Consider the following 23,806-nt stretch of genomic DNA (forward strand, 5'->3'; position numbering starts at 1 on the left):
CAGCTCAGAAGAAGACTTTCGCCAGCGCGAGCGCGCCCTGCCGCCACGCGTCGCGGCTCGTCTGGCCGGCGCCGCGCGCCGCCCCGGACGCCCGCTGCTCCCGCCACCAGGCGTACGTGCGGAGGATGGCGTCGCGGTTGGACAGGCGAGGTCGGAATCCGAGCCGGTCACGGGCCTTGTCGATGCTGACGTAGGAGTCGGCGAGCAGTTTGCGCACCAGCCGTCCGTACACGGGGGACATCCTGGTGCGTTCCAGCAGTCGCAGCCCCGCCAGGGTCGGGCCGGCGGGCAGCGAGACGACGCGCTTGCCGTGGCCGGCCGCGTCGAGCACCGCCTGGAAGTCCTCGCGCAGCGTGCCGAACTCGGCCGCCGCCAGGTTGTAGGTGTCGTTGGCGACGTCGGCCGGCGCGTCGAGCACGCCGGCGATGGCGTCGACCAGGTCCTCGACGGCGAACATCTGCACGCGCTTGTCGCCCTTGCCGAGCACGGGGAAGTTGCGGCCCTCCTCGGCCCATTCGAAGAGCATGGCGAACAGGCCCATCCGGCCGGGCCCGAGGAAGGTCTTGGGGCGCAGGATGGGCAGGCACATCCCCCCGGCGCGGTACTTCTCCGCCAGTTCCTCCGCCTCGGCCTTCGCCCGCGTGTAGGGGTCGACCGGCTCGCGCGGGTGCTCCTCGGGCGTGGGCACGAGTGTCGGCAGGCCGTACACGGCCGTGGAGGAGATGTGGACCATCCGCCCCACGCCGGTCAGGCGAGCGGCCTCCAGGACCGTGCCGGTGCCCCTGACGATCAGGTCGTGGATCTGCTCGGCCGGATAGCTCGGCAGCGCGCCCGCGCAGTGGACCACGGCGTCGGCCCCGTCCATCGCCCCGGTCAGCAGCCCCAGGTCGCGTATGTCGCCGCACTGGTGCCGGGCCGCGAGCAGCGGGTCGGTCTGCGGGCGCAGGTCCACGCCGAGCACGTCGTGTCCGTCGAGCACGAGCCGGCGGGCGAGGTTGCCGCCGAGCATTCCGGCGCTGCCGGTGACTACGACCCGCTGGACCACCGCGACCCCACCTTCTCCCGTACGAAGCGGCTGAGCAGCCGCGGCAGGCCCTTGGACAGCGTCTTGTCGAGGCCGTCCAGGAAGAACTCGACCTCCTCCGGTTCGATGACGAGCGTCGGCGCGACGACGAGCGGGTTGTCGGCGTTCGGGCTGTAGTAGGAGACGATCCCGTGCTCGCGGTAGAGGTCCGCGATCACCGAGAGGGTGATCAGCTTGGTGCGGAACTGCGGATCGTGGGAGAAACCGGGCGCGAACTTGCCGGCCAGGTCGAGCACCTTGGGGCCGCCCGCGAGGAACACCCCCCACAGCGCGCCCACGCCGCTCACGCGGCCGACCACGTCGGGATGGCGCTTGGCGATGTTCTCCAGGCCGGGCCGCAGGACGCGCTCGATCTGCCGCGCCCTGGCCGGGTAGTCCTCCTCGATGGCGATGTTGATGGCCTCGATGGCGGTGACGGTCTCCTCGCCGAACCCGTAGTAGGTCGTGCTGTGCAGGATGACGTCCGAGAGCCGGTCGTACGCCTTGCGGAAGATGGGCTCACGCGCGGTGTAGCCGGAGATCGACGCCTTTCCGCCGCCGAGCGACTTGGAATACACGAGGACGTCGGGCAGGAGGCCGGGGTAGCGCATGAAGTAGAAGAGGCTGCCCGTCTTGCCCCATCCCGTGTAGACCTCATCGAAGATGAGCATGATGTCGTTCACGTCGCAGAGCCGGCGCAACTCGTACAGGTCGGCCTCCGACCAGCAGCGCATGCTCGACGCGCTGTACGGCTCCGCCATGATCGCGTAGATGTCGCACCGTCCGTCGGGGGTGCGCGAGTTCTCGATCAGCTCGCGGACGGCGGCCACGTCTCCGTAGGGGTACACGGCGATGCCCGGCAGGCCGGGGAAGCGGAAGGAGTTCTCGGCCGATCCCGTCAGGCTCCCCGCGCCCAGGGTCTTGCCGTGGAAGCTGATGTCGGAGCGCAGGATCGTGTTGCGCCGCCCCTCGTGGTACTTGTACGCCAGCTTCACGGCGCCCTCGTTGGCCTCCGCGCCCGAGTTGGGGAAGTAGGAGATGTTCAGGTCGCCCGGCAGCACCTCGGCCATGTTGTGGCTCAGCGCGGCCACGTACGGCGAGAAGAACGCCTTGTGCACCTCCATGCGCCGCCGTTCGGCGAAGCGGCGCCTGGCCTCCAGGATGCGGGGGTGGTTGTGGCCGTGGTTGAGCACCCCGACCCCGCCGGTGACGTCGAGGACCCTGCGTCCGTCGCGGGTCCAGATCCAGGCGCCTTCCGCGCGCTCGACGAGCTCGCGCCCGAAGCCGAAGGAGGTCATGAGGTTGACCTGACTGCGGCTGACGTACTTCTTGTACAGGTCCTGGACCTGTTTCACGGTAAGGCTCTCACACGCGTCGATGCCGATCAGTTCGGACACGTTACGCCCATCCCCTTTACGTGATCGGAAATGCACGTCGTCAAGACTCGTCAATACGGCCACACCCCACCCCATACGAATGCGTGTAGGTCGGTGTGGAGGACCAGGCGACGGAAAGAAAAAAGCACCCGGAATCGACCGCCGGGAATTTATCGGTCGGATCTCGCGATCCCCGTGGAGGATTTCCCGTGCATCGGACGGATCGCCGGCTTCAGCCGGTCGCGGTCGCCGCGCGCCTGCGGGACGGACGGCACCCAGATGGTGCGCAGCAACCGCCGCACCGCCTTGGCCTGGTCCTCCGCGGTCTCCTCCTCCTGGGCCCGCTCGCGCGCGAACAGGCGGAGCAGGTCGTGCATGCCGTACCAGTCCTGGTCGCTCGCTTCGAGGAGGTGGGCGTCGGCGAGGCGGTCGAGCAGGTCGGCGGTGCTCGGCTCCGTACGGTCGGCCAGGGCCGCGGCGGCCGCGACGCTGACGGCGCCGCCGGCCAGGCTGAGCAGGCGGAACATGCGGGAGGACTCCGGGTCGAGCCTGCGGTAGCTCGTCATGAAGTAGGGCCGGACGGCGCGGTCGTCGGTCTGGAGTTCCGACAGGCGGTGGTCCTCCACGGCGAGCCGGTCCGCCAGGGCGCGCAGCGACAGGCCGGGCCTGGCGATCAACCGGGCGGCGGCGATCCTGACCGCCACCGGCAGCCCTCCGCACAGCCGCACGATGGCGCGCGCCGCGCGGGGGTCGGTGGCGACGCGTTCCGGCCCGATCAGGAGCCCGAGGAGCGTGGAGGTCTCGTCCTCGGTCATGACGCCGAGGCGGAAGTGCGACACGGCGTCCAGCGAGGTGAGCGACCTGCGGGCGGTGATCAGCACCCGGCAGCTGGGGCTCGCGGGCAGCAGCGGGCGAACCTGCGCGGCGTCGCAGGCGTTGTCGAGCAGGAGCAGCAGGTGCCTGCCGCCGGTCAGCGAACGGAACCGCGCCGCCATCTCGTCCACGTCGGGCCTGACGGCCCTGTCGTCGCCGAGCGAGCGCAGCAGGCGGGCCAGTACGTCGACCGGGTCGAGCGGCGCGACGTCGGGTGAGGAGCCGTGCAGGTCCACGTAGAGCTGCCCGTCGGGAAAGCGGTCCGCGATCTGGTGGGCGACGTGTACGGCCAGCGCCGACTTGCCGGACCCCGCCGCGCCGGTGATCGCCGCGACCGCGACCGCGTCGGAGCCCGCCGAGGTCAGCGCCGCGCGCAGGCGGGTGATCTCGCCTGTCCTGCCGGTGAAGGCCCGGCAGTCGATGGGCAGCTCGGCCGGGGCGGGGGGCCTGAGGGTGGCCCGCGTCGCGGGCGGCGCGAGCGTGGGGTCGTCAGCGAGGATGCGCTGGTGCATGCGCCGCAGGTCGGGGCCGGGGTCGATGCCGAGTTCCGCCGCGAGCACCACCCGCGCGCGCTGGTAGGCCGCCAGCGCGTCCGCCCGGCGGCCGGAGCGGTAGAGCGCCAGCATGAGGTGTGCCCTGAGGCGCTCGTTCAACGGGTCTCTGTTGGTGTGGGCCTCCAGATCGGCGAGCATCTCGCCGTGCCGGCCGAGCGCGAGCCGGGCCTCCAGCGAGGCGTCGACGGAGACCGTCCGCAGCCGCTCCAGCCGCGCCGTCTCGCCGCGCAGCGGCGCGGGCAGGGGCAGCCCCTCCAGGACCGACTCGCCGCGCCACAGGCCGAGGGCCCGGGTCAGCCGTTCGAGCGCGACGTCGTGCCGCGACTCGGACAGGGCGCGCAGGCCCTGCTCGGCGAGGCTCTCGAACCGCGTCACGTCGATCTCGTCGGGCCTGACCCGCAGCACGTACCCGTTGGCGCTCGCCTCGATGCGGGACGGGGTGCCGAGCACCCGGCGAAGCGCGGAGATGTACGTGTACACGTTCGACTCGGCGGCTGCGGGCGCCCGTTCGCCCCACAGCCAGTCGATCATCCGTTTGCTCGGGATCGCCTTGCCGGCGTTGAGCAGCAGGGTCGCGAGCAGAACCCGCTGTTTGCGCCGCCCGAGCGGGATCGGCTTCCCGTGGCAAGTACGGACCTCGATAGGCCCGAGGATCTTGAAGTCCATGCGACCACCCTGCAAGCCCGGTATTCACAGTTAGGAACCGTACAAATCCTGATAAAAGCTGATTTGTTGCGAACTATGATCGAGAGATTCGATCTGCGGGCGGTACTCGCGCGAAAGGAATAATGCTCTTACGCCGTACGAATTACGGGCTGACCTGAAATGGATGCGTAATACGTAGCAATCTGGTATTACGGACTTTCCCTATTTGTATCGGCGTGGAGACCTGCCCCCCAGCTAGGGGCCGACTACGGTGCGTGCGACGGGAAAGGGCCGGTATGTAATTCGCCGTGAGCGGGGCCGGACGTCTCGTCCGGCGGCGGGAAAGCCGGGCGGTATCGGACGCCGGAGCGTCCGCTCGATCACGTCGTGGGGGCCCGCCGCGGGGGGCCAGGGGAGCGGCGCGAGGGGCGAAAGGGACGTGGCCGGGGGACCGGGCAACGACACGGCCCCCGGTGCGGCGGATCGCGCCGCACCGGAGGCCGGGGGAGATGTCAGTGGTGAGACGATCCACGTCGCCGGCCGTCCGTCACACCGGCACGGGCCGGCGTGACGGACGGTGGAGCAGGCGACGTGCCGGATCGGCTCGCCGGTCAGACCTGGTCAGCGGTTCCAGGTCCACTTCTGGTTGTTGCCGCCCCAGCAGGAGTAGAGCTGGAGCTGGGTGCCGTTGCCGGTGCCGGAGCCGACGGCGTCGAGGCACAGCCCGGACTGGACGCCCTGGATGCTGCCGTCGGAGTTGACGCGCCACTTCTGGTTGTCGCCACCCCAGCAGGAGTAGATCTGGACCTTGGCGCCGTTGCCGGTGCCGGCCGCGTCGAGACACTTGTTGCCGTACACCCGGATCTCACCGGACGACGTCGAGCTCCAGGTCTGGTTCGACTGGCCGTGGCAGTCCCACAGTTGCAGTGCCGTACCGTCCGAGGTGCTCGCGTTGGGCACGTCCAGGCATCGTCCGGAGGCGACGCCCCTGATCGGCCCGCTGCCGTTGCCACCGGGGGTGGGAGAGACGCCGGGGCTGGGCGAGGTGCCCGGGCTCGGCGAGGTGCCGGGGCTGGGCGAGGTGGTCGGCGTGGCCGCGTTGAGCGCGTTCAGCACCGAGTTGTAGGCGGCCTTCTTGTTGCCGCCGCTGTCGAACAGCAGCGGGCTGGTGTTGGCGCCGAGCCAGGAGTCGCTGTCGCGCACACCCCACACGGTGATGCCGGTGCAGCGGGGCACGGCGAGGCAGTCGTTGACCACGTTGGCGTAGGTCTGGGCCGAGCCGCCCTGGATGTCCAGCTCCGTGATCTGCACGTCGACGCCGAGGGCGGCGAAGCTGGAGATCGTGGTGCGGTAGTTGCTGTTGTACGGGCTCTGGCTGTTGAAGTGCGACTGCAGGCCGACGCAGTCGATCGGCACGCCGCGGGACTTGAAGTCGCGGACCATGTTGTAGACGCCCTGCGTCTTGGCCCAGGTCCAGTTGTCGATGTTGTAGTCGTTGTAGCAGAGCTTGGCGTCGGGGTCGGCGGCCCGCGCGGTGCGGAAGGCCACCTCGATCCAGTCGTTGCCGGTCCGCTGGAGGTTGGAGTCGCGGCGGCCGCCGTTGTTGTCGTCGTACGCCTCGTTCACCACGTCCCAGGCGTAGATCTTGCCCTTGTAGTGGTTCATGACGCCGTTGATGTGGTTGATCATCGCCTGGCGCAGCGAGTTGCCGGACATGTTCCGCATCCAGTCGGGCTGCTGGCTGTGCCAGGCCAGCGTGTGGCCGCGCACCCGCTTGCCGTTCTGCACGGCCCAGTTGTAGACGCGGTCACCCTGGGAGAAGTTGAACTGGTTCTGGTTGGGCTCGGTCGCGTCGATCTTCATCTCGTTCTCGGCCGTGATCATGTCGAACTCACGGTTGGCGATCGAGGTGTACTGCCCGTCGCCGAGTTTGCCCGACGCGATGGCGGTGCCGAAGTAGCGGCCGCTCTGCCGGGCCGCCTCGGCCAGCGTGCTGCCGGCCGCGTCGGCGGGAACGGACACCGTCACCAGTGCCGAGGCCGCGCCGAGTGCGCCGATCGCGCCGGCCACCAGGGCCCGGCGCCAGCTCTTGACGGATCGCCGGCTTCCAGACGGGGGTAAGGCGTTTGCGCCCATGCCTGAGCCTCCATAGCTGAACGAACGATAAGGGGGACATACGGGGGATCCCGTGCAACCGACGCCGCGCTCCGTCGTGAGGAGCGCACACCAGGAGGGCGTCGTAAACGCGGGCCCCCTGCAGTGCACCACCACCGGGCAGGGGGACCGCCTTGGGGACTCAGTGTGGGAATCTCGCCGAAATGTGTCAAGACTATTTAGAAAAGTTTCGGCATCCATGTTTTACGAGAGGCCCCCGTACATGTCAGGGCACGAAACCTTTTCGAGGACATCGTCGTGGTAGGAGCGTGTGAGGCGACGTGCGAAGGGCGTCGGCGGGGCCGGATGACGATGAAACTTTCAACTTGATCCGGCGAGCGCGAGGCCGTGGTGATCTCAACGCCCAGATCCGCCGCACCGCCGTCTCGTGGGCCGGGCCAGCCGATGACGCGTCCCTTGACAGCGTGTCCCGGCCTCGTATTTGCTCCGGCCACCACCACCTCCACCCGTACGAGGGAGAGGCGACCGTGAACGACCTGTGAAAGATGACGCGCGACATTCACTGCCGTGAATGTGGGCCGACGGCGACCGGAGGCCGTACGACCTGGACGGACACCACGTCCCGGTCCGCTGCCTGACCGGTCCGAGTCCGCCGGGCCGTGACCACCACCCGGCCCGCGCTGCGGGCCTGCATTGTTGGCCTGCACTGGCAACCTGCGCTGCCGGCCTGCCCTGCCGCGGGCCGTGCGGCGGGAGTTTCGCGATCCCGGGCATCCGGCCGCCGAGCGCGCCGGTGCCGTCAGGGGTCGCGCCGCGATGTTCCTCCGGCGGTGTCCGGGTGAGGAAGGCGCGGCCGGGGTGGAGTCGTCCGCCTACGCGCGGCCCTGCAGGAGCTTGCTCAGTCGCAGGGCGGTGTCCTGGCGGCCGTCCGAGTCGGCGGTGCTCACCTTGATCCCGCAGTAGTCCCCGCTCCGGCAGGGGAACCACAGTTCGCCGTGCGTCTCGTCGTACGTGGCGCCGTCGACGAAGCCGCTCACCGGCTGGCCGATCTCGGCCACGGTTTCGTACTGGGCCTTGGGCAGCACCGCCGCGTAGATCGCCTCGGTGAAGCCGTCCTTGGCGCTGGACGCCGTCCAGACGCATCCGCCGAACGTGTAGTCGTGCTGCCCGCCGTCATGCGGGCCGATCGCCTCGGCGACCTCGTCCTCGCTGAGGAACTTGCAGCTTTCGCTGCCGCCCGAGCCTCCCTCCGCGGGGGCTTCGGCACCGGGAAGATCCACCGAGCCGGAGCCGGCGGGTTCGGCGCCGCCTCCGCAGGCCGCGACCAGCGCCAGCGCACTGCCGAGGATCGCGATGAGCGTGCACTTCTTGAGAAGCCTCACCAATGGTCCCTTCGCGTATGGGGTGTCATGGCGGAGTGAACCGCCCAGGGCCGGCACCGACTTCAGCATGACCAGAGCCTCCCGCCACGAGCAGTCCGCCTTACGGTCCCCTTCACTGTCGCTGCTCGTCACGGTCTTTGCACGCCTTATCCGATAGCCGGCCCGGCCGGCATCGGGTCATACGCGTCGCCCGAGGCGCGTACACCGTCGTCAGAGGCGGATACGGGCGACGATCGGCAGGTGGTCGCTGCCGGTTTTCGGCAGCGAGCTGATCTCGGTCACCGTCATCGCGCGGGTCAGGACCTGGTCGATACGTGCCAGCGGGGCGCGGGCCGGCCAACTGAAGGCGAAATCGCGGGGTGGGGCCGACATCAGCGAGAGGACCGGGCGCAGCCCGCGGTCGTCGACGGTGCCGTTGAGGTCGCCGAGCAGAAGAATGCGGTCGACCGGTTCGGCGGCCAGCACCGCGCCGAGCCGCCGGGCGCTCTCGTCGCGGCGTACGACGTCGAATCCCCCCGCGCCGATGCGCACCGAGGGCAGATGGACGACGTAGACGGCGAGGTCGCCGTGCGGGGTGCGGGCGACGGCGCGCAGCCCGCGGTTCCAGTCCTGGCCGACGTCGTGCGGGCGGATGTCCACCGTGGCCGTCTCGGTGAGAGGGAAGCGGGACCAGAGGCCGACGCTGCCGTGCACCGTCCGATACGGGTACTCGGCGTGCAGCGTGGCCTCCCAGGCGGGCAGGGCCGCCGGCAGGAGTTCCTCCAGGCCGATCACATCCGGCCGGGCCGCGATCAGTGCGCGCGCCGTGCCGGCCGGGTCGGTGTTCTCGTCACTGACGTTGTGCTGCACGGCGACCAGGTGATGTGGCCGTTCTCCTCGGGGTAGCAGATGTCCGCCGAACTGGGCGAACCAGGCGGCGACCGGCAGCAGCGTGGCCAGCGCACCCGCCGCGGAGCGCCGCCACCATGCCAGGACGAGCAACAGGGGAACGGCCAGCGCGAGCCACGGCAGGAACGTCTCGACCAGGCTGCTGAGATGACCGATCCCGTTCGGAACCAACTGAGGGAAGGCCAGGACGGCGCCGATCAGTACCGCGACGGCGACCAGGGCAGCACGGAAGATCGGCACGCGGCGATTTTCGCAGCCCCCCGCCACTTCCGGCATCGCCTACGCCGCTTCGCTGTGTACGGCGGCACACTCGAGATGTGTCACGTCGATGTCGTGTCCGTGGCGGTGATGAACGGTGGAGAGGACGGGTGAGGCCCCGGACACCGTGCGGTGTCTGGGGCCCTCGCTTTCCCCGCCCGGATGAGCCGCCCCGTCCGCCGCCAGAGTCGACACCTCGCCGGTAGGTCGCCGATGCAGAGGCGTGGCTGCTGCCGCCTTGGCCGTCGTAGAGTTCCCAGCCGCCGCCACCGGTCGTCGCCTACAGTGCTCCCGAGGCCGCCTTCATGGTGTCGCCGTTCGCATGAGGCCGGCGAGGTGACTCCGCAGCTCGGGATCGACTGCGTAGATCACCGTGCCCCGCATCCCTCTGGTGAGCAGGACCTTGTAGACGTTCCGTACGAGCTGGTCGAAGTCGCTGTCGGGAACGGACTTCCGGCTCCTGAAGGCAGGGTCCTTGTTCTCCTCGCGCACGGTGGCAAGTCGCCCATCCCGGACGGTGAGGTCAGGCCCCAGAATGACGCCATTCCAGTCGTACTCGAACCCCTGGGCGGTGTAGACACAGCCGACCTGCCCGAACCCGTTCGGCTCGCTGGCCCACAACATGCTCGGGGGATAGTCGCCGACGGCGCGGTCCTTCTTGACGTTCCACGGCCGTGCCCAGTCCCCAATGACGACGTCGTCGACGAGGGTGTCATCGGGGCGGGGGTCGCTCCACGGCCAGCAATAGCCCGCGGTCATGCGGGCGGTGCCGGTTTGGGCGCGAAGGAAGGCTTCGAGCTCTTGGGGCGAGTCGGCGAGCCGTACGTCGAAGTCCTGATCTCCGTCCCATTCCAAAGGGCCGCCGTCGGCCAGGCCCAGCAGCCGGAGCACCCACTGCTCGTACTTCCGGCTGCCTCCACAGCGGAACTGCTCATCCAGCGACACGAACCGAACGTCGTAGCCCTTGGCGCGGGCATAGTTCTCGATGGTCTGCACGGTGCCGAGCTCACCCGGCCGCACCACCTGGTGCTGGTCGAGGAGGAAGACCGGCACGCGGGCCGCCGACAGCAGCTCATCGAGCTGACTACGCCCTGTCCGCCTCGCGGCAGGCGTGAAGCGATTGGTGGACGTCTCACGGATGCGATGAGCTTCATCGCAGATCAGCACATCCATGCCGTTCCGCTCGGCGTCGGTGAAGCTGTTGAAGTACTTGAACAGGTTCTTGATCCGAGTACTGCCGCGGCCCGGATAACGGCGCATGGTCTGCGTGAACGATTGCGATCCGGTCGCGTGCAGGGCCGACCGGCCCTGCCTGTACAACTCGCCGAGCAGTGACAGCGCGATGACGCTCTTCCCGCTGCCCGGACCGCCGGTGACGATGACCACCTGTTTGGAATCCGCCTGCCGTGCTCGGTCCACGGCGCCCATGACCAGCTCGTACGCGACCTGCTGCTCGTCCAGCAACGTGAACTGCTCACGTTCGCGAATCTCTTTGGACGCGTACGTCATGAGCTGCTTGCTCGGGGCGACCGCGCTCTTGAGGAGCCGGTCGGCAGCGTCGGCACCCGGTTTGTCGGACAGCCGCTCGCTCAGGTATCGGAGGAATTCGCCGCGCCGCTGTTTGGTGAACAGGCGGCTACGCTCGTCCCGGACCTGCTCTGACAGCCCGTCGACGTCCAGGTCCATGGCGTTGTGCAGGTACGCGGCTCCGTGCACGGCGTTCGGCTTGCCGTTGAGCGCCCCGAGGAAGTCGCACATGTACTCGCAGTATCGGCGTACCTGCTCCGCCGGGTGCAGCGTCTCGCCGCCCGGCATGCCCTCCACGATGACCAGGTGCTCACCCGACTCGGAGGGCTCGGCACGGCTCCACTGCTTGAGCTCGACGACGACATAGGAGTCTTCGCCGGTACGCGGATGCACGCCGGCGAGGACCACGTCGACACGTCGGCTGGTAAGGGGGAGCTTGTACTCCACGAGCATCTCGACCCTGTGCAGCCCGGCGTCGGCAAGGTCGCGAGCGAGGACCGGCAAGCTGCGCTGCCAGGACTTGAACTCGGAGGGGGAGGGGCGGCGTCCTGTGGTCGCCCGCACGTGTTCAGCGATCGCTTCCGCCAGAACGGCCTCGTTCGGGGAGGTGAGCAGGTTGTCGACAGACAGCCGCAGAGCCGTCACGGATCGTCCCCCAGGCAGCACGAAAAACTCGTGCGGGTGGGGGCCTATCCGCTCCGGCCGAAGCCGTACGAATGCGGAAGCCCGTCGGGCCGCATCAAATGGTCACGCGAAAGCGTAGCGGGGGCAGTATCGCCGCGAAACCCGCGTAGCGATGCCGCATCCTCGGCCCCAGAATGCGTGATGCTCCCTCCGTAGGGGTTCACTCAGCGTCCAGCGATCCAGTCGCTGTTCGACTGGGCCGCTCGTGAGGAGCTCGTGAGGAGGGGACATTCGCTTTCCACGGCGGCCATCGCAGCCCCATGATGCTGTGGGGTCAAGGCGCGGAAAACGCGCACCACTCGAGAACAGCGTCGCCGACGGGAGGGACTCCGCACCCGGTTCTATGCGGCGTGGCCATTCACTCCATGGGTGGCCGGCGGTCCCGCTCCTCCGTCACTGTGCGCCCGAGCAGCTTGTCGATGCTGCGGCGCTCGCGTTTGGTGGGGCGTCCCGCACCGCGAGCCCGAACGGCCACCGTCACGGTCTCTTCGCGCGGAGGAGGCGGGGGGCTCTTGTCGACGTAGCACTCGGCGGCCACAGGGGCGCCGACGCGCTTGGTGATGACGCGGGAGACGACCACGATGCGTTCGCGCCCCTCGTGCCGGAGACGGACCTCGTCACCGACCCGGACGACGTGCGCGGGCTTGACCCGCACCCCGTTGACCCGGACGTGACCGCCCCGGCAGGCGTCGGACGCGATCGAACGAGTCCTGGTCAGCCGTACCGACCAGATCCAGATGTCCACCCGTGCGCTCACCTGCTCACCCGACACCCCGCCACTGTACTGACACCGAGGCGGACGACGCGTTCTGCCAGCGTCTGCGAGCCCGCTTCACCGAGCTGGAAGGCGAGCGCCGGACCAAGGCGCAGGAGCTTGCGCGTATAGCTCGTGCTCATCACGTCGTACCGCGCTTTCCGCGGCGGCGTACGTCACCCGTTCCCGGCGTGGCACGCGTTCTGCGCACGATGGCAGAGGACGGGGAGCATGCTCCATTCGTCCAGCACCACGCGATCGCCCAGCGGCTCGTCCAGCCTGACGACGCCCTGGCCGGAGTTGCCGACGCCTGCGCAGAAGCCGTAGCCCCGATAGGGCATCTCGAGTCCCAAGACCACGACAACTGGCCTCTCGCCGGCTCGCAGGGTGACGTCGAACGGTTCGTCGCCGACGCAGACGCCGTAGTCGTACTTCACCAGCAGTGTGCGTTCGTCGAGTAGTTCGAGATCTGTGATCCCCTCACCTGTCAGACGGTGGCCGACCGCGTCTTCGATGGTCCCGATCGCCTTCTGATCGACCGCGACGTAGTCGATGGGACCAGGGAGGTTGGAGAAGCTCAGCCGCCAGGCCGGTACGGTCGCCATGCCGCGTGAGGTCTTCAGCCGCCTGGTCGTGAAGGTGGCGCGGGTCAGCTTGTACTGCTTGTTGTCGGGAAACGTCATGTTCTCGGGCCAAGGGGACAGTGCCATCAGCGCCTCGCGCGGTGTGATCACGGGGACCCGCATCGTGGCCCCGCCGTCCCAGTGGACCTGTGCCTCGGCGGGTGGAGTGGGGAGCGGGCCGGCGACGACCCAGCCGTGCCACTCGTAATCGATGTCCTCGCTCACCTTCTGGGACATCTTCCTCAGGTCCTCGAGCGGAACGAACCCCTCGTGCCAGATCTCCGCGGCGCCGCTGGTCCGCCAGGTGGAGACGGCTTGCGTGGCGTTTTCCTCGAACGTCGGTCCCAACAGGCCAGAGCTGTCGCCGAGGAGTAGCACCGCTGCCAGAAGTATCGAGGCTAATCGCACCATTCAATGATCTTGGCAGAGTGCCGCTCCCGACACCGGCGGCTTCGCGCCCCGCACGCTGCCCTCGGAGAGCGCTCTGGTCGCCCGTCACTCCGGCGCGGTCAACGAAGCCATCGAACGCGACCTGCTCGGCGTCTTCACCTCTGAACTCCCGTAGTAACAGCGGGCGGCGATTCTGAACGGTCAGTGCCGTTCAAGTAGGACCATCAGCACTCGGAGCCGTGGCGGGAGGAGAAGGGCGGCCACGCCGCAGACGAGCGCAACTCCTGCCGCGACCCAGGATGCCCGGGCCAATCAATGAGGAGCCGCCCCGACCCCACGTAATCCTGGTATGACCTGCCGTACCGGTCAGAGGCGGATATGGGCGGCGATCGGCAGGTGGTCGCTGCCCGTTTTCGGCAGCGAGTTGATGTCGGCATTGTCATCGCGCGGGTCAGGACCTGGTCGATCCGTGCCAGCGGGGCGGGGGCCGGCCAACTGAAGGCGAAATCGCGGGGTGGGGCCGACATCATCGAGAGGACCGGGCGCAGCCCGCGGTCGTCGACGGTGCCGTTGAGGTCGCCGAGCAGAAGGGTGCGGTCGACCGGTTCGGCGGCCAGCACCGCGCCGAGCCGCCGGGCGCTCTCGTCGCGGCGTACGGCGTCGAATCTCCCCGCGCCGATGCGTACCGAGGGCAGGTGGGCGACGTAGACGGCGAGGTCGCCGTGCGGGGTGCGGGCGACGGCGCGCAGCCCGCGGTTCCAGTCCTGGCCGTTGTCGTGCGGGCGGATGTCCACCGTGGCCGTCTCGGTGAGAGGGAAGCGGGACCAGAGGCCGACGCTGCCGTGCACCGTCCGATACGGGTACTCGGCGTGCAGCGCGGCCTCCCAGGCGGGCAGGGCCGCCGGCAGGAGTTCCTCCAGGCCGATCACATCCGGCCGCGGCCGAGAGTTTCGAGATCGTCCCACGTATATCCCGGTTGCGTCCACGGTCGCGAGGGCAATCACGTCACTCGGTGGCAAGTTGGCCCGTTGTGCAATTCCGCAACGATTGAGATGCGGGTGGTCGGTCGTCGTCTCAGTGCCATTTCGGCGGGAGTTCGATGGTTACCTCGCGGATGGCAGACTTGATGGTGATCGTGGTTTCGCCTCGTCCGATCGCCTTGTCGATCTTCTTGATCTCTGTCCAGGAGAATCCCTGGCGGCGATACTTGTTCCGCTGGCTTGGCTTCATGTGGCGAATATCGTCCTTGGCCACCCGTGGTCATCCCGGGATGCCATGAGCGCGCAGATCCTTGAGTCATCTTGGTCATCGAGACCCTCCTCTGGTCCTTTGAGGTCGAGACCGGCTACTTCAAAAATCCTAATCGAATCAAAAAGGCTCGGTCTGAGACCGTATTACCACACCATCACCGTTACCGCGGCGCTTCGGACTCTTCTTGCTTTATCGGCCGTCGCCAGCGGCCGCCGTACGCCGCTGCCTTTAAGTTTGCTCATCATCGACCGCGCCCGCGGCTGGAAGGGAGGGCCCAACGTACGAGCATGCTGTCTGGTCGGGTCGTGCACCCCGACCAATTCGCCGCAAGCTTTTCCAGTTGGGAGCTGGAGGGCTCACGTTGGCCCCAAGCATCGCTGATCTTGTCGCTGCCCTCGGTTATGATCGTGCCGTTTCCACGCGGTCGACGGGCTTCCGCTGAGCATGATCACGGATATGCCCCCATGCCGCACGAGTCTGTCGTGCTGCCTGGGGGTTATTCATGGATCCTGCCTACCGGATGACGGCGAGGTCGCTGCGGCAGGACCTAAGTGTGCCGAGATCGGTCATCGAGGGACACCTCATTAGGATCTTGGCTGAGAAGGTAGAGCTCACGAGGCGGCGTAAGCCCAATGCGGCCGAGAAGCGCTCTTGGGTCGAGAGTCTGTCCGAGCTCGCGCGCGTACTCGACGATGCGGGATTGGAGCAGGTCGAGGTTCTGATCGAGTTCCCCATGCCACACAACAGGCGCAGCAGCGCCGATGTCCTTCTTGCGGGCGTTCATCCTGACACGGCGCTGGACACGTACATCGTGATCGAGCTCAAGCAGTGGAGCAGCGCCGACTCCCTTGACGAGGAGGCGGAGCTGTTTGAGGTGCCTGGGTTGGGCCCTCAGAGCCATCCCTGCCAGCAGGCCAAGGGCTATCGCAACCAGATAGCCGACCACTTCGGCGCCCTCGATGGGCGCCCCGAGGCCGTCAAAGCGGCTGTCTATCTCCACAACGCTACGCACTCCAGCGTCCAGGACCTTGCCATGGGAGCCGCGGTCGAGGGTGTGCCGCTGTTCACGAAAGCCGAGCGTGGCGGGTTCATCGAGTACCTGCGTGGCAACCTTGCGAACGAGCCGGGCAGGATGGCAGCGGATCGCTTGCTCGGAGGCCCTATCCGCCCGAACAAGCCCTTCCTGCGCAAATCTGCCGAAGTCATCCGCGGGGTCGGACAGTTCGATCTGCTGGACAAGCAGCTCGATGCGTTTAATCTTGTCAAGACGAGGGTGCGACTGGCTCAGGCGGCCAACACCAAACGGGTAGTGATCATCACAGGCGGACCGGGGAGCGGGAAGTCGGCGATCGCGGTCTCGCTCCTTCGCACCCAGATCGAGCAGGGCAACCGGGATCGCGTCGCGTACGCCACGGGTTCCCGCACCGTGACCAAGACTCTCCGTCGGCACGTGGCCGGGCGAGACATGGAATTTGACGGCCTGTTCAGGTACTACCTGGAGTTCGCGAACGCTGAGCAGAACAGTCTCGATCTGCTGATCGCCGATGAAGCGCATCGCGTGCGGAAGAACTCGCAGAGTCGGTTCAAGAAGGAGTGGCGCAGTTCCCGCCCGCAGATCGAGAGCCTTATACAGGCGGCCCGCGTCCCCGTCTTCTTGCTGGACGAGCATCAGGTCGTCAAGCCGGACGAGGTCGGCACGGTCGCTGCGATCGTGGCCCAGGCGCAGGCTCTCGACGTGGATTACGAGCTCATCCGATTGGACGGACAGTGGCGCTGCGGCGGCAGCGCCAAGTACGACGTTTGGGTTCAGCAGTTACTGGGGCTCGGCGATGCCGACTGTGAGTGGAATGGCGACGTGGAGCCCCAGCCCTGGACGGGGGACCAGAACTTCGAGGTCGTCCTCGCGGACACTCCCGGCGAGATGGAGGACCTTCTGCGCGGCAAGATCGCCCACGGGCTCACGGCGCGCATGACGGCGGGGTATTGCTGGCCCTGGCACGAGCCCAACCCGGACAACAGCCTTATGCCTGACGTCGTGATCGGCGACTGGGCACGCCCATGGAACGCCAAGCTGAAGAGAGACAAGCTGGGCTCAGTGCCGTCGAGCGACTTTTGGGCGACGGCCGAGGGCGGTTTCGACCAGGTGGGCTGCATTTATACCGCACAGGGGCTGGAGTTCGACTGGGTCGGGGTGATCATCGGCCCGGACTTCGTGGCTCGTGGCGGCAAGTTCGTGCCCCGGCGCGAGTTCAGCGAGGACAAGAACCTCACCGCAGCCAAGGTCACCCACGAGCAGTTCAGGCGGCATGTCCGCAACGTCTACAAGGTACTGCTCACGCGAGGGCTCAGTGGGGTGGTTATCTACGCGGTCGATCCGGAGACGCGGGAGTTCCTGGCCGGGCTGATCAAGACCGAGCCGGACGCATGAGGCCGGCGAGGAGCGGCGGAGTTCCGGATTCACCGCGTAGGGCACGGTCCCGCGCATGCCTCTGGTGAGCAGGACCTGTACACGTGCCGTACCAGCAGGTCGAACTCGGCGTCGGGTACGGCGCGGCGGCTCTTGAACGCGGGATCCTTGTTGGCTTCACTTTCGCCGATCTCGCTGTCGTCGGCCGGCTTGATCACCGCGCTCGGGTGCACCGCGCGCGTCAGCACATCGCCGATCTCCTGGGCGGTCTTGACCGAGACAGCGTTGGCGGCGTCGGTCTTCTCCTTCTCTTCACCGGTCAACTCGCTAATTTCGGTGGTCTCCGCCCCGAACGCGTTGGTGGTCGCGGCCAGGGTGATAATGATTGAGACCCTGTTGGTCGGATCGGAGGCGACTTCGAAGAGGTTGCCGAGAAAGACCGGTATCGCGCTGGCTATGCGGCGTATGTCCTTCCTGGAGGAGGCCACCGCGCGCAGATACTTGGCTAACTCGTCGATGATCACGACCGTAGGCTTGCCACGGAAGGCGGCCCTGATCGTGGCGGTGCCAGGAGCGGTGCGTTGGGTGTCGTTCGCCTCCATCGCTGCGAACGCGTCATCGCCGATCTGGGCAGCCATCTCACCCCACATCGTGTAAGTGCGATGACCGTTGGTCTCGATACCCACGGTGGGGTCGAGCGCGTCGCCGACCAAGGCCGCGACCTGGACCGGGCCGTCGGGAAGCAGACTCAGGTCGAGGAACTCAGTGACGTTGGACGGTCGGGCACCCTTGGCGAGGTGGTAGACGGCGGTCAGACCGTGGGTCTTGCCGCCACCGAACAAAGTCGTCGGGCGAAGTACGCCATTCTCCCCCGCGACACCCCTCACTCCGTTCAGGCGGAGGCGTCCCCGCGTCGGTGACCGCGCACCCGTGCCTGTTCGTCACCCTCATCGCGCCGTCCTTCGGCCCGGTCCACACCCGCAGGCAGCACAACGGGAGCGTCCTGCCCTGCCACCCCCGCCGCAACGCCGAAACCTGCCCGCACGGGCGCGTCCTGCCCTGCCACCCCCGCCGCGACGCCGAGACCTGCCCGCACGGGCGCGTCCTGTCCTGCACCGCTCGACACGGGGCCGACGATGACTGCCTCGGCGAGCCGCTGTGCCCCGACTGCTACGACTACACCGGCTCGGTGCTGTTCAACGCGGTCGCGCCGCTGCTGTGGAAGCGCTTCGCCGACGCCCTGCGCCGACACCTGGCCAAGCTCGGCGGCCTGACCCTCCGCGACATGCGTGACCAACTCGTCGTGTCCTTCGCCAAGGTCGCCGAATACCAGCGGCGCGGCGTCGTCCACCTGCACGCCGTGATCCGGCTCGATAGCTCGGCCGGACCCATCTCCCCGCCCCCGGCCTGGGCCACTCTCGACCTGCTCGGCCAAGCCGTAGAGCATGCCGCCTCCGTGGTCACTGCCAAGGTGCCCGCCTACGACCGCCAACCGGAACGCGTGCTGCACTGGGGCGCCCAGCTCGACACCCGCCCGATCACGATGACCGGTGACCTGACCGACCAGGCCGTAGCCGGATACGTGGCCAAGTACGCCACCAAGGCCGCCGAATGCGTCGGCACCATCGACCGGCGCATCGTCCCCGGCGAGGACCTAACCGCCCTACCCGTCCGCGACCACGCCCGGCGGCTCATCGCCGAATGCCTCCGCCTCGGAGCCTTCGAGGAACTCGGGGTGGGGCCTGATCACCCTCGAGAAGGCGCGGCCACAAGCGAACAAGCGGTGGACGAACTCGGGGGAGACCCACGACGAACGCGGCCTCCGACATGCGGCGGTCTCCTTGTGGCTGAATGCGGGCGTCCCACCGACCGAGGTAGCCCAGCGTGCCGGACACGGCGTTGACGTGCTCCTACGCGTCTATGCGAAGTGCATCGAGGGGCAACGCGCTCGCGCCAACGGGCAGATCACTAAAGCCCTGGAGCTGTAAGGCTCCGCCGTGCCGGTGTCGAGACAAGCGGTCGGGTCGTGGACCCGGCCGCTCTTACCGTTGAGAGGTGTCGGAAACCCTCGCCTACCGAGATCAGACCTTCATCAACTTTCGTGACTTCCGCTTCGACTCTCCAACTGGGCATGCGTTCCGATGGGTCGACGTCAAGCGGTTCGATCTGCCTCGCTCTGATCTCGGCGACGACTGGCTGTTGACGGCGTTGATCGGCCATGTGGCCTTTCGAGACGACTATGCGGGGGGAGGCGTAGAGGCCGAAGGACTACGGCATGGGCCCTACTGGCTGCGGCACATAACCCCAGCCCGCTATGTCCAGATCGATCAGGAGCACGCGAACGAACTCCTTCACGGCTGGACCGAACAGTTCGGGGCGCTTCCCCCTGCCTTGGCCGCTCGCCTGGAACGAGAGGTTTACTCATGGGTCGCGGCGGCGACGAGCCGATATCAGCTCGAGGACCTCGGCCACGAAGCCTTCCATGACTGGGGCGGAGTCCACACCGACTTCCACGAACTGGTCCTCATCGACCGCACGGCCGGCGTCCTCTTGCTGCTTGTGGCCGCTGATGACTGATGTCAGACCTGACCGGAGAATGGCACCACCATCTGCGTTGACCTGGCCGAACGGCCCAAAGATCATCCCGTGCATATTCCGTGAACGGTGATTCAGGGCTGCTCTCGGTGACCTACGGCTGCATGCGGTAGGAAGCCATGCCGAGAGAGAAGCCACAGGTCAGGCGGCAAATGACAAGGTCAACTAGGTGCCCCCGGCAGGATTCGAACCTGCGGCACCCGCTTTAGGAGAGCGATGATCGCTTCGGGGCATCGATGGCCCTGACCTCGGTGTATGCCGCCGAGGCCTGTCGCTCGCCCTTTGATCATTTCACGCATGTGTCGCGCTCCGCTACCCGTGCTCGGGAAGGGTCTCCGTACCCTCCAGCACATCGCCAACCACGTGATCGGAATCGTGCTCGGGCAGGGCTCCCCGGTCGATCCAGATCGTTCGGAGGCCCGGGGTCCGCCGGCTGTGCCACGCCGTGGAAACCCCTCGATCACTCTGGGGACCGGACGCGCCGATGCCGAGCGTGAAACGCCCCTCGGAGGCGTAGTCCAGGCCGGTCGCCGTCATGGCCAGCAGCGTGGGAGTGCGCGAGTAGACCGACAGGCGCCCGAGGCGATCTTGAGCCGCTCGGTCTCCGCGGCGATGTACCCCATCTCGCTGACCGCGTCGAAGCTGTAGGCCTCGGCCACGAACACGATGTCCAGACCGGCCTTCTCGTAGTCGGACAGCTCAGCGACGGTCTCCTTGAAGCCCCCCGCGTAGTTGAGGGCCATCCCGATCCGCGTCCGCGTCCTTCCATTCGCCCACAACCGAATGTTGTTCCGTTTTTGACGAAAAGGCTAACCGCCGACCTCCGAGATCGAGAAGTCCGCCTGAGCTTCCAGCAGTCTCCTCGGACTCGTCGCTCGCCTCGCCATCCGCCCGGTCATTCGGCTTCGTGGCCTCCCATTGCCTGAAGGCGCACGGCGGCCAGATCTTCGTTCGGAAGTGTCGATGTCGGCCGGGTCACCGGCATCGTCGCAGGGCACCTTCACGACCAGCTCGGGGTGGGCGCGGAGGAACAGCCTGGCCCCCACATCTCCCGCAGCCAGCGCGGCCACCTCGGTGAAGTGCCCGCGCGCGATCAGCACGGGGTTGCGCGGCGCGCTGCCGTACGTGGCGACGGCGACGGTGGCCCCGCAGCGGAACGCCTCGATCAGCCGCCGAACCGCCGCCGGCCGGACCAGCGGCTGGTCCACGAGGGCTATCACCGCGCCGTGGGCCGTACCGGGAAGCGACCGCAGGCCCACCTGCAGCGACGAGCCCATGCCGGACTCCCAGTCCGGGTTGTGCACGGTCATCACCCCCTCGACCCCGATTTCGGCAGTGCTGATCTCAGCGGCTCCCTCCACGACGACCACGGGGCGGCAGCCGCCCTCCGCGAGCAGGCGGACGCCGCGATCGGCCAGCCGCTCGCCGGCGAACTCCACGAGGGCCTTCGGCGTCCCCATCCGGCTGCCGCCGCCCGCGGCCAGCAGCACCCCGGCGACCTGCCCTGTCTCACCCATCGCCATGGATGCGGCCGGTCGTCTCGCTGAGGGAATGGCCGGAGCCGCCCCAGCGGAGCTTGATCAGTTCCGCCGCTATCGAGACGGCGGTCTCCTCCGGGGTGCGCGCCCCCAGATCAAGCCCGATCGGTGAGCGCAGCCGCGCCATCTCGGCCTCGGACAGACCCGCCTCGCGCAGCCTGGCGAGCCGGTCCTTATGCGTACGCCGCGAACCCATCGCCCCGATGTACGCGGCCGGCGTCCGCAGCGCGACCTTGAGCAGCGGGACGTCGAACTTGGGATCATGGGTGAGCACGCACACAACGGCCCGCTCGTCCACTGGGGTCGCCGCCAGATAGTCGTGTGGCCACCGGACCACCACCTCGTCCGCCTCCGGGAAGCGCCTGGCCGTCGCGAACACCGGGCGGGCGTCGCAGACGACGACGTGGTAGCCGAGGAACTTGCCGATTCGCGCCACGGCCGCCGCGAAGTCGATCGCGCCGAAGACGAGCATCCGCGGCGATGGCGCGAACGACTGGACGAACACCTGCAACTCGTCCAGGCGCCGCTCACCCTCGGCGCCGTACCGCCGGATGCCGGTCAGCCCCTGGGCGAGCATGCCGCGGACGTCGTCGTCCACCGCTTCGTCCAGGCGGGCCGAGCCGAGCGACCCGGAGGCGCGATCGGGCCATACGACACGGCGGGCCCCGACAGCACCGGGCCCGGCCACGATCGTGGCCACCGCCACCGGGAGCCGTGCGCCGATCGACGCGGCCACCTCCCCCAGCTCGGGAAACGTCTCCTTGCAGACGGCTTCGACGAACACATCGATGATGCCGCCGCAGGTCAGGCCGACGGCGAAGGCGTCGTCGTCGCTCACGCCGTACCGCTGGAGCACCGGCGGCCCGCCGGCGACGACCTCCCGCGCCAGTTCGTAGACCGCCCCCTCGACGCAGCCGCCCGACACGCTGCCGACGGCCTCGGCACCTAACACGGCCATCGAAGCGCCCGGCGGGCGCGGCGCGCTGCGGAACGTGCCAACCACCGTGGCCAGCCCGAACCGCTCCCCCGACTCCCACCACGCGAGGATCTGGGGCAGCACGTCACGCATCGGCCGCAACCTCCTGTTCAGCCTGTGCGACCCGTTCAGCCCGGCCCGAAAGGAGCGCGGCCAGGTGCTCGAACGCGGCCAGGCTGTGCCCGGCCACGAAGTCCGTGGCGTACGGCAGTGCGGCCCGCATCCCGGCGGTCAGCGGCCGGTAGGCCGGGTCGCCCTTGTGGGGGTTGATCCAGATCATCCGGTGGGTGATGCGCGACAGGCGGCCCATGTGCAGCGTGTACTCGTTGATACCAAGGTCCCGCGCAACATGCGAGACGGGTTTGCCGGTCTCCTTAACGATTCGCACCGCACCGGCCCGGAACTCCGGATCAAAGCGGCGTCTCGTGGTAGCTCCCACGACCAAACCTCTCCCGGTTCGGTCTCCACGCTACGAGGGGAACCTCATCAGCGCGCGGGCGGCGGGCCGCATGCACGAGGAGGATCAGCGCCAGTACGCCGAGCGCCACCGGCACCGCACGCTTGAGCACGGGCGGCCCGACAACGGCGATCAGGTTCATGGAGTCCGGGGCCGCCGCAGCGACTTGGACCATCGGCGGCGGCTCGGCCGCCGCTGGCTCGGCCAGGGTGGCGGCGAGACGGTCGGCGAACTGGCTCAGCAGCCGATCGCCCACGTCGGCGATCACACCCCGGCCGAACTGTGCCGGTCGGCCGGTGATCTCAAGGTCGGTGACGACCTGGACGCGGGTGGTGTTCGCGTCCTCGGCCACCAGGAGCGCCGAGACCGTCGCGTTGGCGGTGCCGGCGCCGCGCTCCTCCTTGCCGTTCGCGGAGACGACGACGCGGTAGCCGTCGGGGTCCTTCTCGACGAACCGCGCGGAACCGCGGTAGACCATGCTGATCGGCCCCAGCTTGACCTTCACCCTGCCGGTGAACTCGTCGCCGGACAGGTTCTCAAGCGAGGCACCGGGCATGCAGGTCGCGACCTTCTCGATGTCCAGTAGCCGCTGCCAAGCCGTGTCGATGGCGGCCGGCAGGACAAACGTGTTTTCGAGCTTCATACCCGTCTCTCGTCTTTTGGTTCTTGGCTGGTGCCGATGGGCCCGGCAGGTCAGAACGAGGGTGGCGTCATCGCGGTGATGGAGATCACGTCCTCGTCGAACGATCGGTACCAGTGTTCGGTGATGGAGGCGAAGCGCATGGAGTCGCCCTTCTCCAACGTCCGTACCAGGTTCCCGACGTGCACCTCAAGCCGCCCCTGCAGGATGAACAAGACCTCTTCCCCCGTGTGGCTGAAGGGGGCGTGCTCGTTGGAGAAATGAGCCGGCACCTCGATGTAGAGCATGGACAGCGCGCCCTTGAGGTCGGGCACGAGTAGTTGGTAGGTGAGGTTCTGGTCCGCCAGTACCAGGCGCGCGCGGGTGTGGGGGTGGACCACGCCGTCGGCGTCGTCGTTGGCACCGAGGAAGAACGAACCGAGCGACAGGCCGAGCGCGCCGGCGATGTTGCCGAGCGTCTCGATCGAGGGGTTGCCGATGCCGCGTTCCAACTGGCTGAGCAGCCCTGACGAGATGCCCGCGCGCCGCGCCAGTTCGTCGATGCTGAGCCCGCGGCCGGCTCGTTCAGTGGCGATGATCGTGCCTAAGCGCCCGACCAGATGATCGCCGTCAGGGGTCTTCCCCTTCAAACGAGGCACTCCTTTTCAGTCGAATGAATCGATGTTCAATATATTGACAGCGAGATTGCTTCATGTCTAGGGTCTGGGCACGAGGTCGAGAAACGGACATCTCGACCAGTCACGCCAACCACTTCTGAGGCCGGCGCGCCGGCCTCCTGGAGCTTGCCTGCTCCCCCACCAGAACCGCTCC

The 23,806-nt window shown here is 68.0% G+C and carries 20 protein-coding genes and 1 pseudogene; 3 read left to right on the plus strand and 18 right to left on the minus strand.

Annotation, left to right across the window (positions count from 1 at the left end):
• Positions 1 to 4 precede the first annotated feature (4 nt).
• The 11 genes from HHX31_RS13010 to HHX31_RS13060 all read right to left on the minus strand — a co-directional run bounded on the left by HHX31_RS13010 (position 5) and on the right by HHX31_RS13060 (position 14,386).
• Positions 5 to 1,045 carry an NAD-dependent epimerase/dehydratase family protein gene (locus HHX31_RS13010; protein WP_169948519.1) on the minus strand — a complete coding sequence of 347 codons (1,041 nt, stop codon included), beginning with the start codon at positions 1,043 to 1,045 and terminating at the stop codon, positions 5 to 7.
• Positions 1,027 to 2,460, minus strand: a complete 1,434-nt coding sequence (locus HHX31_RS13015; RefSeq protein ID WP_311931760.1) for an aminotransferase class III-fold pyridoxal phosphate-dependent enzyme — start codon at positions 2,458 to 2,460, stop codon at positions 1,027 to 1,029. Before HHX31_RS13015 ends, HHX31_RS13010 begins: the two co-directional genes overlap by 19 nt.
• A gap of 149 nt (positions 2,461 to 2,609) precedes the next feature.
• Entirely contained in the window at positions 2,610 to 4,532 is a 1,923-nt protein-coding gene (locus HHX31_RS13020) for an AfsR/SARP family transcriptional regulator (protein ID WP_169948521.1), read from the minus strand.
• Positions 4,533 to 5,132: 600 nt separating this feature from the next.
• Positions 5,133 to 6,647 carry an endo-1,4-beta-xylanase gene (locus HHX31_RS13025; protein WP_169948522.1) on the minus strand — a complete coding sequence of 505 codons (1,515 nt, stop codon included), beginning with the start codon at positions 6,645 to 6,647 and terminating at the stop codon, positions 5,133 to 5,135.
• Positions 6,648 to 7,498: 851 nt separating this feature from the next.
• Positions 7,499 to 8,008, minus strand: a complete 510-nt coding sequence (locus tag HHX31_RS13030; RefSeq protein ID WP_169948523.1) for a hypothetical protein — start codon at positions 8,006 to 8,008, stop codon at positions 7,499 to 7,501.
• Between the two features lie 210 nt (positions 8,009 to 8,218).
• The gene (locus HHX31_RS13035) at positions 8,219 to 9,136 is read right to left on the minus strand and encodes an endonuclease/exonuclease/phosphatase family protein (RefSeq protein WP_311931761.1); all 918 of its coding nucleotides are present in this window, start codon (positions 9,134 to 9,136) and stop codon (positions 8,219 to 8,221) included.
• Positions 9,137 to 9,457: 321 nt separating this feature from the next.
• Positions 9,458 to 11,326, minus strand: coding sequence for a DNA/RNA helicase domain-containing protein (locus tag HHX31_RS13040; protein ID WP_311931762.1), 1,869 nt, complete (start codon positions 11,324 to 11,326; stop codon positions 9,458 to 9,460).
• A gap of 397 nt (positions 11,327 to 11,723) precedes the next feature.
• On the minus strand, positions 11,724 to 12,137 hold the full coding sequence (locus HHX31_RS13045; protein ID WP_169948525.1) for an RNA-binding S4 domain-containing protein: 414 nt from the start codon (positions 12,135 to 12,137) through the stop codon (positions 11,724 to 11,726).
• 158 nt (positions 12,138 to 12,295) lie between these two features.
• On the minus strand, positions 12,296 to 13,153 hold the full coding sequence (locus tag HHX31_RS13050; protein ID WP_169948526.1) for a hypothetical protein: 858 nt from the start codon (positions 13,151 to 13,153) through the stop codon (positions 12,296 to 12,298).
• 203 nt (positions 13,154 to 13,356) lie between these two features.
• Positions 13,357 to 14,061 carry an endonuclease/exonuclease/phosphatase family protein gene (locus HHX31_RS13055; protein WP_211589649.1) on the minus strand — a complete coding sequence of 235 codons (705 nt, stop codon included), beginning with the start codon at positions 14,059 to 14,061 and terminating at the stop codon, positions 13,357 to 13,359.
• 145 nt (positions 14,062 to 14,206) lie between these two features.
• Positions 14,207 to 14,386, minus strand: coding sequence for a hypothetical protein (locus tag HHX31_RS13060; protein WP_169948527.1), 180 nt, complete (start codon positions 14,384 to 14,386; stop codon positions 14,207 to 14,209).
• Between the two features lie 589 nt (positions 14,387 to 14,975).
• On the opposite strand from HHX31_RS13060, the gene HHX31_RS13065 reads away from it, so the two are divergent.
• Positions 14,976 to 16,811 (plus strand): DUF2075 domain-containing protein, encoded by a 1,836-nt coding sequence (locus tag HHX31_RS13065; RefSeq protein ID WP_211589650.1) that lies wholly within the window; start codon positions 14,976 to 14,978, stop codon positions 16,809 to 16,811.
• A gap of 29 nt (positions 16,812 to 16,840) precedes the next feature.
• Here the strand turns inward: HHX31_RS13065 and HHX31_RS13070 are convergent, their stop codons facing one another.
• Positions 16,841 to 17,677, minus strand: coding sequence for a DUF499 domain-containing protein (locus HHX31_RS13070; protein ID WP_169948528.1), 837 nt, complete (start codon positions 17,675 to 17,677; stop codon positions 16,841 to 16,843).
• Positions 17,678 to 17,706: 29 nt separating this feature from the next.
• On the opposite strand from HHX31_RS13070, the gene HHX31_RS35625 reads away from it, so the two are divergent.
• Positions 17,707 to 18,693: a replication initiator gene (locus HHX31_RS35625; RefSeq protein ID WP_396710916.1), complete on the plus strand. Its 987-nt coding sequence runs from the start codon at positions 17,707 to 17,709 to the stop codon at positions 18,691 to 18,693.
• Positions 18,694 to 18,845: 152 nt separating this feature from the next.
• Positions 18,846 to 19,367 carry a hypothetical protein gene (locus HHX31_RS13080; protein WP_169948529.1) on the plus strand — a complete coding sequence of 174 codons (522 nt, stop codon included), beginning with the start codon at positions 18,846 to 18,848 and terminating at the stop codon, positions 19,365 to 19,367.
• Positions 19,368 to 19,803: 436 nt separating this feature from the next.
• Here HHX31_RS13080 and HHX31_RS13085 read toward each other — a convergent pair.
• The 6 genes and pseudogenes from HHX31_RS13085 to HHX31_RS13110 all read right to left on the minus strand — a co-directional run.
• Positions 19,804 to 20,128 (minus strand): annotated as a pseudogene (locus HHX31_RS13085) (LLM class flavin-dependent oxidoreductase); the annotation flags it as partial.
• A 66-nt stretch (positions 20,129 to 20,194) separates the two neighbouring features.
• Positions 20,195 to 20,902: a nucleotidyltransferase family protein gene (locus HHX31_RS13090; RefSeq protein WP_311931763.1), complete on the minus strand. Its 708-nt coding sequence runs from the start codon at positions 20,900 to 20,902 to the stop codon at positions 20,195 to 20,197.
• Entirely contained in the window at positions 20,895 to 21,992 is a 1,098-nt protein-coding gene (locus tag HHX31_RS13095) for an XdhC/CoxI family protein (protein WP_169948531.1), read from the minus strand. Before HHX31_RS13095 ends, HHX31_RS13090 begins: the two co-directional genes overlap by 8 nt.
• Positions 21,985 to 22,338 carry a transposase gene (locus tag HHX31_RS13100; RefSeq protein WP_169948532.1) on the minus strand — a complete coding sequence of 118 codons (354 nt, stop codon included), beginning with the start codon at positions 22,336 to 22,338 and terminating at the stop codon, positions 21,985 to 21,987. The genes HHX31_RS13095 and HHX31_RS13100 overlap by 8 nt, the downstream gene beginning before the upstream one ends.
• Positions 22,310 to 22,999 (minus strand): SRPBCC family protein, encoded by a 690-nt coding sequence (locus HHX31_RS13105; RefSeq protein ID WP_169948533.1) that lies wholly within the window; start codon positions 22,997 to 22,999, stop codon positions 22,310 to 22,312. Before HHX31_RS13105 ends, HHX31_RS13100 begins: the two co-directional genes overlap by 29 nt.
• A gap of 50 nt (positions 23,000 to 23,049) precedes the next feature.
• A complete protein-coding gene (locus tag HHX31_RS13110) occupies positions 23,050 to 23,625 on the minus strand; it encodes a helix-turn-helix domain-containing protein (RefSeq protein ID WP_169948534.1) in 576 nt (191 codons plus the stop codon).
• Between the last annotated feature and the right edge of the window lie 181 nt (positions 23,626 to 23,806).

This window comes from Microbispora sp. H11081, assembly GCF_012999535.1.
Taxonomy (GTDB): domain Bacteria; phylum Actinomycetota; class Actinomycetes; order Streptosporangiales; family Streptosporangiaceae; genus Microbispora.